The 14,013-nt window shown below is 49.8% G+C and carries 10 protein-coding genes and 1 riboswitch; of the genes, 3 read left to right on the top strand and 7 right to left on the bottom strand.

Annotated features, from left to right (window positions below; all coding sequences use genetic code 11):
* Nucleotides 1-11: 11 nt before the first annotated feature.
* The 3 genes from gcvP to gcvT form a co-directional block, all read right to left on the bottom strand.
* Nucleotides 12-2,861: an aminomethyl-transferring glycine dehydrogenase gene (gene gcvP / locus OYT1_RS00050; RefSeq protein ID WP_062627267.1), complete on the bottom strand. Its 2,850-nt coding sequence runs from the start codon at nucleotides 2,859-2,861 to the stop codon at nucleotides 12-14.
* A 141-nt stretch (nucleotides 2,862-3,002) separates the two neighbouring features.
* Nucleotides 3,003-3,392, bottom strand: a complete 390-nt coding sequence (gcvH, locus tag OYT1_RS00045; RefSeq protein ID WP_062627268.1) for a glycine cleavage system protein GcvH — start codon at nucleotides 3,390-3,392, stop codon at nucleotides 3,003-3,005.
* 29 nt (nucleotides 3,393-3,421) lie between these two features.
* Nucleotides 3,422-4,504: a glycine cleavage system aminomethyltransferase GcvT gene (gene gcvT, locus OYT1_RS00040; protein WP_062627269.1), complete on the bottom strand. Its 1,083-nt coding sequence runs from the start codon at nucleotides 4,502-4,504 to the stop codon at nucleotides 3,422-3,424.
* A 133-nt stretch (nucleotides 4,505-4,637) separates the two neighbouring features.
* Nucleotides 4,638-4,721: riboswitch (glycine riboswitch) on the bottom strand.
* A 135-nt stretch (nucleotides 4,722-4,856) separates the two neighbouring features.
* Between gcvT and OYT1_RS00035 the strand changes: the two genes are divergently transcribed.
* The 3 genes from OYT1_RS00035 to OYT1_RS00025 all read left to right on the top strand — a co-directional run bounded on the left by OYT1_RS00035 (nucleotide 4,857) and on the right by OYT1_RS00025 (nucleotide 8,281).
* Nucleotides 4,857-6,023 carry a D-alanyl-D-alanine carboxypeptidase family protein gene (locus OYT1_RS00035; protein WP_084612041.1) on the top strand — a complete coding sequence of 389 codons (1,167 nt, stop codon included), beginning with the start codon at nucleotides 4,857-4,859 and terminating at the stop codon, nucleotides 6,021-6,023.
* A gap of 9 nt (nucleotides 6,024-6,032) precedes the next feature.
* Nucleotides 6,033-6,890, top strand: coding sequence for a D-amino acid aminotransferase (locus OYT1_RS00030; RefSeq protein WP_062627271.1), 858 nt, complete (start codon nucleotides 6,033-6,035; stop codon nucleotides 6,888-6,890).
* A 125-nt stretch (nucleotides 6,891-7,015) separates the two neighbouring features.
* On the top strand, nucleotides 7,016-8,281 hold the full coding sequence (locus OYT1_RS00025; protein ID WP_062627272.1) for an Hsp70 family protein: 1,266 nt from the start codon (nucleotides 7,016-7,018) through the stop codon (nucleotides 8,279-8,281).
* Nucleotides 8,282-8,396: 115 nt separating this feature from the next.
* On the opposite strand, the gene OYT1_RS00020 is transcribed toward OYT1_RS00025, so the two are convergent.
* The 4 genes from OYT1_RS00020 to dnaA form a co-directional block, all read right to left on the bottom strand.
* Entirely contained in the window at nucleotides 8,397-8,654 is a 258-nt protein-coding gene (locus OYT1_RS00020; RefSeq protein WP_062627273.1) for a hypothetical protein, read from the bottom strand.
* 305 nt (nucleotides 8,655-8,959) lie between these two features.
* Nucleotides 8,960-11,341: a DNA topoisomerase (ATP-hydrolyzing) subunit B gene (gene gyrB, locus OYT1_RS00015; RefSeq protein WP_062627274.1), complete on the bottom strand. Its 2,382-nt coding sequence runs from the start codon at nucleotides 11,339-11,341 to the stop codon at nucleotides 8,960-8,962.
* A 28-nt stretch (nucleotides 11,342-11,369) separates the two neighbouring features.
* Nucleotides 11,370-12,476 (bottom strand): DNA polymerase III subunit beta, encoded by a 1,107-nt coding sequence (gene dnaN, locus OYT1_RS00010; RefSeq protein ID WP_062627275.1) that lies wholly within the window; start codon nucleotides 12,474-12,476, stop codon nucleotides 11,370-11,372.
* Between the two features lie 184 nt (nucleotides 12,477-12,660).
* Complete coding sequence (dnaA, locus tag OYT1_RS00005; RefSeq protein WP_062627276.1) at nucleotides 12,661-14,013, bottom strand: chromosomal replication initiator protein DnaA; 1,353 nt, start codon at nucleotides 14,011-14,013, stop codon at nucleotides 12,661-12,663.

Genomic DNA, 14,013 nt, shown 5'->3' with positions numbered 1-14,013 from the left:
GCTGTGTCTCCTTAGATGTACGACTCGATGGGTGGGCAAGAGCAAATCAGATTCTTGTCCCCATACACATTATCCACCCGCGCCACGCTAGGCCAGAACTTGTTTTCGCGCACCCAGTTGAGCGGATATGCTGCCTGCTCGCGTGAGTAAGGGCGAGCCCACTCGTTGGCACAGACTGATTTCGCAGTGTGTGGGGCGTGTTTGAGGATGTTGTCCTTCTTGTCCACTGCGCCGGAGATCACCGCCTCGACTTCGCCACGAATGGCGATCATGGCCTGACAGAAGCGATCCAGCTCGGCTTTCGATTCGCTTTCGGTCGGCTCGACCATTAGCGTATCCACCACTGGGAACGAGGTAGTCGGCGCGTGGAAGCCAAAGTCCATCAGGCGCTTGGCGATGTCAGCCACCTCCACCCCCTCCTTCTTCCATTCACGGCAGTCGAGGATCATCTCGTGCGCGCAACGGCCATTGCTGCCGCTATACAGCGTGGCGTAGTGATCCTTTAGCGATTCCTTAATGTAGTTTGCATTCAGGATGGCCATCTTGGTTGCTTCGGTCAGCCCTGTGCCGCCCATCATCTTGATGTAGCCGTAGGAGATCAGCAGTATCAGCGCGCTGCCATACGGAGCAGCCGATACCGCGTGGATGCCTTGCTCGCCCCCCACTTTGACTACCGAGTGAGAAGGCAGGAAGGGAGTGAGGTGCGCAGCCACACCAATGGGACCTGCGCCCGGTCCGCCACCGCCGTGCGGAATGGCGAAGGTCTTGTGCAGGTTGAGGTGACACACATCCGCGCCGATATTGCCGGGGCTGGTCAGCCCGACTTGCGCGTTCATATTGGCACCGTCCATGTACACCTGGCCGCCGTTGGCGTGAATGATCGCGGTGATGTCTTTGATGCTTTCCTCGTACACGCCATGCGTGCTGGGGTAGGTCACCATCAGGCAGGACAGGTCGTCCCGGTGCTCTTCGGCCTTGGTGCGCAAGTCGTCCACGTCGATGTTGCCGCGCGCGTCGCACTTGACCACCACGATGCTCATGCCACACATCGCCGCACTCGCCGGATTGGTGCCGTGTGCGGAAGACGGGATCAGCACCACGTTGCGTTGTGCTTCGCCGCGCGAACGGTGATATGCCTGAATCACCAGCAGACCGGCATATTCGCCCGACGCACCGCTGTTGGGCTGAAAGCTCATCTGCGCGAAGCCGGTAATCTCAGACAAGGCCGCATCCAGTCCGGCGATGACTTCTTGATAACCTTCGGCCTGCTCCAGCGGTACGAAAGGATGCAGATTGGCGAATTCCGGCCAAGTCAGCGGCAGCAGTTCAGAGGCCGCGTTCAACTTCATGGTGCAGGATCCGAGCGAAATCATCGAATGGGTCAGTGACAGATCCTTGTTCTCCAGCCGTTTGATGTAACGCATCATCTCGGTCTCGGAGTGGTAGGTATTGAACACCGGATGACTTAAAATAGACGACTGGCGCGGAGTGAATGCTAGCTTCTGAGCAGACACCTCCAAAGCGGTAAGTATGGGTGCAGACATGTTTGCCGCCTGCGCGAACACTGCAAGGATGGCATTCAGATCATCAACAGAGGTTGTCTGATCCAGCGCGATCGACAGACCGACAGCGGTGTAACGGAAGTTGATCCGCGCAGCTTCCGCCAGCGCATGGATCTTCACATTGTCGGTGTGCAACAACTTGATCGTATCGAAAAACGCGCCTTCGACCACTTGATAGCCCAACTTTTTCAGCTCGCCAGCCAGCGCCACGGTGGACTGATGAACCTGCGTAGCGATACCGCGCAACCCGTCCGCGCCGTGGTACACCGCGTACATCCCGGCCATGATCGCCAGCAATGCTTGCGCGGTGCAGATGTTGGACGTCGCTTTTTCGCGGCGTATATGTTGCTCACGAGTCTGCAACGCCATACGTAGCGCAGTCCCGCCATCGGCATCCACCGACACACCAATGATGCGTCCCGGCATCGAGCGTTTGAAGGCATCACGACAGGCAAAGAACGCCGCGTGCGGACCGCCATAGCCCATCGGCACGCCAAAGCGCTGCGTCGAACCGAACACCACATCCGCACCCCACTCGCCCGGAGGTGTCAGCAGCACCAGACTCAAAATGTCCGCTGCAACGGCGATGGTCATTCCGTGCGTCTTAGCACGGGCGACGAAATCGGCGTAATCATGCACCGTACCCGTGGCTGTCGGATATTGCAGTAGCGCACCGTACAGCTTGTCGTTCAACGTCACGGTTTTGAAATCGCCAATCACCAGCTCGATGCCCAGCGGCTTGGCTCGAGTCTTCAGCAGTTCGATGGTCTGCGGGAAGCATTCGTGCGACACGAAGAAACTGTTCTTACCCGCCGCCGCAGCTTCGCGCGAACGTAAGCCATGCAGCATGGTCATGGCTTCCGCCGCCGCCGTTGCCTCGTCCAATAAAGACGCATTGGCGATTTCCATGCCGGTCAAGTCCGTCACCATCGTCTGGTAATTCAACAGCGCTTCCAAACGACCTTGCGCGATTTCGGCTTGATATGGCGTGTAGGCGGTGTACCAGCCCGGGTTCTCCAAAATGTTGCGCTGAATCACCGACGGCAGGATGGTGTTGTAATACCCCAGCCCGATGTAGCTCTTGTAAAGCTTGTTCTTGGCGGCGATGCCGCGCAGATGCTGAAGGTAAGCATGTTCAGACAAGCCCTCCGGCAGATTCAGCGGCTGTTGCAAACGGATGGCGGCAGGCACTGTCTGGGCGATCAGCGCATCAAGCGTGGGCGCATTGACGGTGCGCAGCATGGCTTGGACTTCCTGCACGGAAGGGCCGTTGTGGCGATAGACGAATTGGTCGGACATGGGATTGCTTTCTGATGAAGAGGGAGGGGCCGCGGTGGGAAGGGAGAAGAGGGAAGGGAGAAAAGTGGTGCGCTTTGCGCACTATATTTTCCCTTCCCCCTTGAGCGCCAAAGGTGCGATCCCTTCACTCTTTCCGGCTTTTTAGTGTGAATCGCTGTCCGCGTGCACCTGATACGCATCAGCGTCCATCAGCGCGCTCACATCGGCCATATTGTCCGGTTTCATCTTGAACATCCAAGCGGCGTAAGCATCTTCGTTAATGCCCTCCGGAGCACTGTCTAAGTCAGCGTTCACTTCCGTGACTTCGCCTGATACTGGTGCATACACGTCAGCGGCAGCCTTGACCGACTCCACCACGGCGCACTCTTCCTTGGCCTTCAACTTGCGACCAACGGCGGGTGTTTCGACGAACACCATGTCGCCCAGCAATTCTTGCGCATGGTCAGTGATGCCGACAGTCACGGTGCCGTCAGCCTCGACGCGTACCCACTCGTGGGATTCGGTGTATTTCAAGTTGGATGGATTGCTCATTTTGGTCTCCAGTTCAGTGATTCGGTGGTTTACAGACAGCTCTTGCCGTTGCGGGCGAATGGATATTTCACGACTTTTGCGGCCAACATCTTATCGCGAATCGCGACCTGCACGCTGTCGCCGATCTGCACATCCTTGGGCACGCGCGCCAAGGCGATAGACTTCTCCAGCGTGGGCGAGAAAGTACCGCTGGTGATCTCACCGTCGCCGTGCGGTGTGACGACTTTCTGATGGCCACGCAGTACCCCGCGATCCAGTAGCAGCAAGCCTGCCAGCTTACTGCTAGGTGGGTTGGCCAGCAGTGCAGCTTTGCCGATGAAGTCACGCTCACTTTTCAAGTCCACCGTCCAGGCCAGTCCAGACTCTAGCGGGCCGACTGTCTCGTCCATGTCCTGACCGTACAGATTCATGCCGGCTTCCAGACGCAACGTGTCGCGCGCGCCAAGGCCAATGGGCTTCACGCCGACTTTACTCAGCGCGTACCAGAACTCCTCGACCATGGGCTTGGGCAACATCACTTCGAAACCGTCTTCGCCGGTGTAGCCAGTACGCGCCACGAAATAGTCACCGCAATCGGCGGCCTGGAAGTTCACTAGCCCCTCGGTTGCAGCCTTGGTCTGTGGCAGCACATCCCACACCTTGGCGCGGGCGTTCGGGCCTTGGATGGCGACCATCGCCAGATCGTCGCGCGAGATAATATTGAGATTAGGCGCGTGAATCGCAGCCTGCTCTTTCATCCATGCGATATCCTTGTCTGCGGTACCGGCGTTGACGACGATGCGGAACCACTGCTCGGTCATGAAGTAGATGATGAGGTCGTCGATTACGACGCCGGTGGGACGCAGCATGGCAGAATAAAGTGCTTTGCCGGGGACGGAGATCTTGTCGGCATTGTTCGCCAGCAAGTAACGCAGAAAGGCACGCACACCGTCGCCCTTGGCATCAACGACGCGCATGTGGCACACGTCGAACATGCCGGAGTCGTTACGCACCTGATGGTGCTCTTCGATCTGGGAGCCATAGTTGACCGGCATGTCCCAACCGCCGAAATCCACCATCTTGGCGCCCATAGCGCGGTGGGCTGCATTGAGAGGAGTCGTTTTGAGCGTCATCGTTTTCTTTCCATAAATAAAAAAGGCGCTGCGCGAATTCGCGCAGCGCCCCATCTGTCCTTGGTACCTGAGAGATTGCAACTTTCATCGCGTGCCCCTTCGGTGGCTGCGTCAGCAGCACTCTCCAGATTTACCTATGCCACTGGTTCTTGAGCCTGAGCGATTACGGGTGTTACGCCTTCGGCGGTGCTTTAGCACGCTCTTCCAGTGGCCTTAACGGCAGGCGCGACTATACCGGAAGCGCTTCACTGCGGCAATCAACTGCTGCCAAACGAAAGTCGGTCAGAATGTGGCTTGAGCTAGCTCAGCCGACTATAATGCGCCGTCCCGCAATTCCCTGAATTTCCCCGCGATGAAAACCCTGCTTTCCTTACTGTTTGCATTCCTTTGCTGCCCTTTCGCGCAGGCGGACTCTACGCCCGTCCAGCCCCGTGTCTTGCCAGTAGCGATTCCCGTCGCCCCCGTGCTGGAAGCCCGCGCGTATCTACTTTATGACTTCACCAGCAATCAAATTCTGGTCAGCCAGAATGGCGATGAGCGACTGGAACCGGCTTCGCTGACTAAGCTGATGACGGCTTACCTCACCTTCTCCGCCATCCGCCAGAAATCGCTGACGCTGGATAAATCCATCACACCAACGGCTGATGCGATTCGCCCTCAGGGTGAGGAGTCGCGCATGTTCCTAGAGGTCACCAAGCCCGTCACGGTGGCAGAGCTATTGCGCGGTCTGATCATTCAATCCGGCAACGATGCCGCTCGGGTGCTGGCCGAAACCGTTTCCGGTAACGAGGCGGCCTTTGCCGTGCGTATGAATCAGGAGGCACAGCGGCTGGGCATGAAGAACACCCACTTCGTCAACGCCACGGGCTTACCATCTCCACAGCATTACTCTACCGCTTATGATCTGGCCATGCTGGCCGCCGCTATCGTGCGCGACTTTCCCGAGCACTACCCGCTCTACAGCGAACGTAACTATTTCTACAACAACATCAATCAATTCAACCGCAACCGATTGCTGTGGATGGATCCATTTGTGGATGGTATGAAGACCGGTCATACCAACAGCGCCGGATTCTGCTTGGTTTCTTCGGCAAAACGCGATAACCGCCGCCTGATCTCCGTGGTGCTCGGCACCGATTCAGATAACGCCCGCGCCACCGAAAGTCAGAAGCTGCTCAACCACGGCTTTCAGAATTTTGAGTCGGTGCGCCTCTTCAAAAAGGATGAGTCCGTCACCCGTTTGCGCGTTTGGAAGGGAACAGAAAAGTACCTGACTATCACCTTCCCACGCGATATGGCAGTTGCCATCCCTCGCGGCCAGCAAGCACAACTGCGCGCCACACTGGACACCGTGCAGCCACTTATTGCCCCAGTAAGTGCTAGCCAACGCGTAGGTACGCTCAGACTCACGCTGGGCGGCAAGCCTTATTTCGATTACCCGCTTGTCGCCCGCGAGAGCGTACCGCTGGCTAATGTCTTTTCGCGCGGTTGGGATACTATACGGTTGTTCTTCCAATAGGAGCGAGCCATGACCGTCTATCTCAACGGAAGCTTCATGCCTATCGAGCAGGCGCAGGTTCCAGTGCTGGATCGCGGATTCATCTTTGGTGATGGCGTGTATGAGGTCATTCCCGTGTACTCTCGCCGTCCGTTCCGGCTCGACGGCCACCTCTCCCGTTTGCAAAACAGTCTCGACGGTATTCGACTACCCAATCCGTACGCTAAGGAACACTGGGCAGACCTCATTGCGGAACTGATTGAGCGTAATGCTTCTGAAGACCAATACCTCTATCTACACATCACTCGTGGCGTGGCTCAACGTGACCACCCTTTCCCCTGTCCGCCTGTGCAGCCCACCGTATTCCTGATGAGTAGTCCTCTCAACACTCCACCTGCACAGTTGTTGCAATCCGGTGTCAGCGCTATCACAGCCACTGATAATCGTTGGCTACGCTGCGACATCAAAGCCATCTCTCTACTACCCAACCTTTTGTTGCGCCAGCTCGCGGTCGATGCAGATTGCTCCGAAACCATCCTGTTTCGCGAAGACCTCTATCTGACCGAAGGCACTGCCAGCAACATCTTCGTGGTCAGAAATGGTTGTCTGCTTACGCCGCCGAAAAGCCACCTCATGCTGCCAGGAGTGACCTACGACGTCTTACTCGAACTCGCTGTTGCTCATGGAGTTTCCGTTGAGATGCGCCAGATCAGCAAAGACGAGTTGCTTGCAGCTGACGAGCTTTTCCTTACCTCGTCCACCCGGGAGCTACAGCCCATTATTCGTGTAGATGGGCAAGCAATCGGTAACGGAAGGCCCGGTGCCGTATTTGCTCGCATGAATGAGTTATACCAGTCGTTTAAACGTGAAGTGATGCGCGGAGTGTAGTCGCAAACCCACTCTGAATATCTAGTCGCTATTCAGTTACTCCCACAACTACGGTCGTGTAGGCATTCGACTTTTAGCTTAAGTAGGGGTAGCATCCCCGCCTTTTTTGGCTCGGTTATTCCCCCATGTTTGTTGAAACTCCCGCCCGCGCCTGCGGCATCGATTTCGGCACCTCCAATTCCACGGTGGGCTGGCTCCGTCCTAATCAACCTGCCTTACTGGCACTGGAGGACAGCCATACTACACTGCCCTCAGTGATCTTCTTCAATGCTGAAGAAAACTGCATCAGCGTTGGTCGCACAGCACTTAGCGAATACTTGGCTGGCTACGAGGGCCGTCTGATGCGCGCATTGAAGAGTCTATTGGGCAGCAGTCTTATGGATGGAAAAACCGAGGTACAGGGGCGATCGCTTCCCTACATGGATTTGTTGAGCCAGTTTATTGCCGAACTAAAACACCGTGCAGAAGTAACTGCTGGAAGGCCCTTCGACCACGCAGTAATCGGCCGTCCAGTGTTCTTTGTAGATGATGATTCAGCGGCAGATCACAAAGCCGAGGCTACCCTTGAGGCTATCGCCCATGCCTCAGGTTTCCGCGAGGTATGTTTTCAGTACGAGCCTATCGCGGCCGCCTACCATTACGAACGCCAGATTGTACGTGAAGAGCTAGTATTGGTTGCTGACATTGGCGGAGGCACCACAGACTTCTCACTGATTCGGTTATCGCCACAACGTGCACGGAGCGCGGATAGGCGCGAAGATTTGTTGGCTAATGGAGGTATACATATTGGCGGCACCAACTTCGACCGTCAATTAAGCCTAGCCGGAGTGATGCCACTACTTGGCTACCGAAGCATGCTTAAGCGTGGCTTGGATATGCCATCGAGTCATTACATGAATCTTGCTACTTGGCATACCATCAACCAAGTATATACCCGCCGAACTTGGGCCGAGCTGCAAGAGCTGTATTTGGATACACTGGCCCCTGAAGCCATGGATCGACTTCTCAAGCTAATCCGAGATCGCTCTGGACACTGGTTAGCCATACAGGTGGAAGCGGCCAAGATATCACTCTCTGCGGGAGATAGTGTAACGCTACATTTATCTAGGTTAGCTCCAGACCTTCATCACACACTGACTCGGCTCGAGTTTGAACAGGCATCTACAAATTTAGTAGAGCGAATTGGGGTCACACTGAGTAACTTGCTCGCAAATGCAGGGGTAAGTACGGAGATGGTGGATACTATATTTTTTACAGGAGGCGCCAGCGGAGTGCCCATGGTTCGTGAGCGAATATCATCCCTACTACCCCAAGCACGGCGCATCGAAGGCGATTTGTTCGGCAGCATAGGTGCTGGACTTGCTGTCGAGGCTCATCGAAGATTCGGATGATGGTGCTCCCTGCACCTTACTTTCAATTTTGAGAATAAAACAGTATCCACATCAGTCGCTAAAAATATAAACGCCTGCTGAGGCTTGTGCATTGGCGAATTATGGTGAGCAGGTTTCACTGAAGCTGCTCTTCCACCTCGGTGATCTTGTGCGCGAGGTCTTCTTTCTTTGCCTCGATGACACCGACGGCTTTTTTATCTACGAACAGAACGTAGTCGGCAGGGCCGATGTCGGTGTAATACTCCCGCACTGCTTGGCCAAGCCCTACATTCAGGTCAATCTTCTTTGCCGACTGCACAACCCAACCTGCCTGCTTGAGCAGCGCGTCGATGTTGTCGCGGGCTTTCTGTTCGGGGTTCTGGTTCTCGGTCATTGAGATTCGGTATTCTTAGTTTTTGAATGACCAATATTTCGGTTTCTTGTTCGGTGATACGGTATCACAGAGCGTGGAATATCTGGATAGGCCAATGGATATAGATCTCTACACTTCAGCACTATAACCCCACCAAATACACTCGAAAATCACACAAAAATGGCCACAATTAATGTGGCCATTTTTGCTATTTCTTACAGCTTATCTCTTCAGACCCTTATATTAAAAGGCCTTACAAGTTAGTGGTCGCTTCGTCACATATTGAGAATGAAGTCAACTTATGTGAGAACCTACAACAACAACTGTTATACATCGAGATTTTTTACTCCTAGTGCGTTCTGTTCAATGAACGCACGTCGTGGTTCAACGACATCACCCATTAAAGTCGTGAATATTTCGTCGGCAGCAATTATGTCTTCAATACGAACTCTTAGCAGTATGCGATTACTTGCATCCATGGTTGTTTCCCAAAGCTGTTCGGGATTCATTTCACCTAGTCCTTTGTATCGCTGAATACTTACTCCACGCTTAGCCTCTTCTAACAGCCACTCGATTGCTTCCTTAAAGTCTTTGATAGGTTTTCGCTGCTCACCACGTTTAATAAATGCTCCTTCTCCTATCAATCCAGTCAGTGCAAGAGACGTCTGTTTAATCTGCACATAATCACCACTGCGAAGGAAGTCTGATCGGATGTAACTAATGGAGCTATTTCCATGCGTATTTTTCTCTATACGTAATGAAATATTCCCAGTTTCTGATTCCTCTTCCACAAAAATCTTAGTTCTAGCTTCGCATGCTTCCTGGAGTTTTATTGCACTTACCCTTGCAGCATCGAGGTTATCAAGATTTAACTCTGGGTGATCAAGTAAAACATGAAGAATCTCTGGCGCTATTTGCTTTGACAGCCTATCAATAATTGCCTCAGCTAAAAAGTATTCTTTTGACAGTGATTCCAGTCCCTCAAGAGTAAGCGCCACTGAACCAACAGTTGGATATAACTCAGCGTTAGCTAAAGCAGATCGCAACATATAGCTCTTCATCTCATGATCATCTTTCAGATAGCGTTCTTCCTTTCCTTGCTTGATTTTATATAGTGGAGGTTGCGCAATATAGATATGACCACGCTCTACTAGCTCAGGCATTTGTCTATAGAAAAATGTAAGTAACAAGGTGCGAATATGCGATCCATCTACATCAGCATCAGTCATGATAATGATTCGGTGGTATCGAAGTTTTTCTGGGTTGTACTCGTCCTTACCGATGCCAGTTCCCAATACAGTTATCAGTGTTGCGATTTCTTGGGAAGCAATCAATTTTTCAAATCGCGCTTTCTCTACATTCAGAATTTTTCCTTTGAGTGGCAAGATGGCTTGAAATTTTCTATCTCTCCCTTGTTTTGCTGATCCACCAGCCGAATCACCTTCAACTAAGTAAAGCTCCGATAAGGCAGGATCCTTTTCTTGGCAGTCAGCAAGCTTTCCAGGTAATCCCATTCCTTCCAAAATTCCTTTGCGTCGAGTTAGCTCTCTTGCCTTACGAGCAGCTTCTCTAGCGCGGGCCGCGTCGATAATCTTACCTACAATCACTTTTGCATCGGTTGGATTTTCAAGCAAAAATGCCATTAGGCGTTGGCTTACCATTTCTTCTACTACTGGCCGAATCTCGGAAGAGACCAGTTTATCTTTTGTTTGTGAGGAAAACTTTGGGTCGGGTAACTTCACTGACAGAATTGCAGTCAGCCCTTCCCTCATGTCATCTCCAGCGGTTTCTACTTTTGCTTTTTTCGCAAAATCCTCCGCCTCGATGTATTGATTCAGGGTTCTTGTCATTGCTGTCCGCATGGCGGTCAAATGTGTACCGCCATCACGCTGTGGAATGTTATTTGTGAAACATTGGATTGTTTCTTGGTATGAGTCATTCCACTGCATTGCAATTTCTGCAGTAATCCCATCTTTCTCCATGAGTGAATAGAATATTTCCGGGTGTAGCGCTGTTTTGTTTCGGTTTATGTACTGAACAAAACCCTTAACCCCCCCACTAAACGCAAAGTGCTCTTCTTTTCCGTTTCTTTGATCGATTAGAGATACGCTAACTCCATTATTCAAGAAAGAAAGCTCTCGCAGCCTCTTTGCCAGTATATCGAAGTGAAACTCAATTTGACCGAAGGTTTCCGTACTCGGCATAAAATGCACTTCCGTCCCTCGCTTATTGGTATTTCCAACTACCTTAAGCGATTCCATGGGTTCACCATGACGAAATTCCATGAAGTGTACTTTTCCTTCACGATAAATGGTTAACCTTAACCACTCTGATAGCGCATTTACTACTGATACCCCAACTCCATGCAATCCGCCAGAAACTTTGTATGAATTACTATCGAACTTTCCACCGGCATGCAAGACTGTCATGATGACTTCTGCGGCAGATCGATTTTCTTCTGCATGGATATCAGTTGGTATCCCACGCCCATTGTCACTTACAGATATTGAGTTATCTATATGTATTTTTACAATAATCTCATTGCAATGTCCGGCAAGTGCTTCATCCACCGCATTATCAACGGCCTCAAATACCATATGATGTAGGCCGGTTCCATCGTTTGTATCACCAATGTACATGCCGGGACGCTTGCGTACTGCTTCTAATCCCTTGAGTACCTTAATGCTGCTTGAATTGTATTCAGTCATTTTTTCCCTTGTTTCACGTGAAACAACTTTATATTCTCATCGGCATTACAACATACCGAAATTCCAAGTTATTTTGAAGAGCTATCAAAACGCTACTATTAGCTCCACCAAACGAAATTTGCACAGTATCCGCGCTAATATTATTAAGCCCATCTAGCAGATAATTCACATTAAAACCTATATCTAAAGCTTCGCCCCGATAATCCGTTTCAATATCCTCTTGCGCCTCTTCTTGTTCGCTGTTGTTACTAATGATTTTTAGATTTTTTTCGGTAAGAATAAAGCGAACACCATGGAATTTCTCGTTTGATAAGATGGAAACTCTGCCAAGAGCTGACAATATAGTTTTTCTATCGAGAAGTAGATGGTTACTATATTCTGGAATTACTCGCCTGTAATCAGGAAATTTCCCATCTATTATTTTAGATTGAAAGAAAACATTAGAGAATTCAGCCGAAATATTGTTATCCGATATATTTAGTACTATTTCAGAATCAGAGTCGTCAAGAAGCCGAAGAAGCTCGTTTATAGCTTTTCTTGGGATAATGACTTCTTTCTTAGGATAGGTGTTTTCAAGTATGGTGCTAGTAAAAGCCAGACGATGTCCATCAGTAGCTACTAAACACAAGTTAGGCCCATCTAATGAAAATAAGACTCCATTAAGATAATAACGGATGTCCTGTTGAGCCATTGAGTACTTTACTTGCCCGAGTAGTTTCTTTAACTTTCCTTGAGCCAATACTACGCAAACATTTGCCTCAATAGATTTTTTTAAAGTTGGAAAATCGTTAGATGGCAAGGTTTGAAGGTTGAATCTACTATTACCAGAGCGAATCTGCAGTTTTCCATCACTTAAATCTAAAGATACATCTTTGTCATCCGAGATTTTGGAGAGGATATCTGCCAGTTTCTTAGCGCCCAAAGTAATAGCGTAATCATCCTTAGAAATTCCCACATCAACAGACACAGTAGAAACTTGTATTTCTAAGTCTGTCGCTGTTAATTTCAACTCCCGCTGACTTTTTTCAATGAGAACATTAGATAAAATTGGAAGTGATTGCTTCCGTTCTACTATGCCAATGACTATTTGCAAAGGCTTAAGTAAAGCATCTCTAGTCAGAGTATCAATAAGCATATAGATTCCTTAATCTTATATAATAAGTACAGCGGTTAGTTGTTAGTAACTGAAATATTTCCATATATTTATGTGCTTAGGTAGAGTAAAAACTCATCCTTTTTATGCAAAAAACCACCTTAAAAATTGTGGATAACTCTTTCTTCCTACGATGAAGTTTGAGTTACCCACAAAGTATCAACAACTAATTTCGCAAACTCTGGCTTAATGTGTTGTACTCGGCATTAGTTATTGAGTTAGACCGTTTCAATAGTTCAATTGTGCGACACGCATATAGAACCGTAGAGTGATCCCTGTCTCCAAATGCAGCACCAATTTCAGGCAAACTAAACGGCGTGAGTTCCCTTGCTAAAAGCATAGCCATTTGACGTGGCCGAGTTATGTTCCGAGTGCGTTTCTTTGATAAAAGATCAGCTACTTTGATTCGGTAAAAATCAGCGACTGTTTTTTGAATATTATCTATAGAGACCTGCTTGTTTTGTGAAGCAAGTAGATCTTTAAGGGCATCCTTTGCTACTTCTACTGAAATCGGCCGTCTATGGAAACGAGAAAAAGCTTCAACGCGCTTCAGAGCTCCTTCAAGTTCGCGTATATTTGATCGAACATGTTTCGCAATAAAAAATGCAACGTCCTCACCAAGAGACATTTTAGACTGCGATGCTTTTTGCAATAGAATCGCAACGCGCATTTCAACATTGGGTGGGTCAACAGCAACGGTTAATCCCCAACTAAATCGTGAAGTGAGGCGCGGTTCAATACCAGAAATTTCTTTTGGAAAGGTGTCACAAGTTATTACCACTTGTTTATGCGCTTCAGTTAACGTGTTGAGCGTATAAAAGAACTCCTGTTGCGTTCCTGCTTTATCGGCTATGAACTGAATATCATCAATTAATAGTAAATCCAAAGAGTTATAGAATTGCTTGAACTCATCGAAGCGCTTGGTTTGTACTGCTTTTACCCAATCAGAAACATAGTTCGTAGCATGTATGTAGCAGACTTTGGCTTTAGGTGAGTTGGATTTAATTTGATTTCCAATAGCCTGTAATAAATGTGTTTTTCCAAGACCCACACCACCGTAGATAAATAGAGGGTTGTAAACACTACCTGGCGTGTCTGCAACCTGTATAGCAGCAGCATGAGCTAATTGATTTGCCTTCCCGGTAACAAAATGGTCAAAACATAGCGTTGGATTTAACTTTCCAAACTCTTTTTGCGATTTAGGAGATGAAGCTTCACATGGAGCCGTCGGCAAAATTGATGTTTCAGGGGTGGTCTGTTGTGTAGTAGGGATTCGTTTTTTTCCGACTTTTAATTCGATTGTAGGAACAAAAGGAAGTAAAGACTCTGCACGTTGAGAAATAACCGATAGAAAGCGTTCTTGAATTAATTTGAGCGCAAAAGAGTTAGGTGCTGTAAGTACAATTTGACTACCAACGATGTCGAACGTTAGTGGTTTGATCCAAGAATTGAACTGTTGAGGCGGTAAACTTTCTTGAAAAAAATCAAGGCAAGAAACCCACACGGGATGGTCTGGCAT

The sequence above is a fragment of the Ferriphaselus amnicola genome (assembly GCF_000974685.2).
In the GTDB taxonomy this organism is placed as follows: domain Bacteria; phylum Pseudomonadota; class Gammaproteobacteria; order Burkholderiales; family Gallionellaceae; genus Ferriphaselus; species Ferriphaselus amnicola.
Note: the sequence above shows the minus strand (reverse complement) of the source record. Positions and strands in the feature narration are given on the sequence as shown.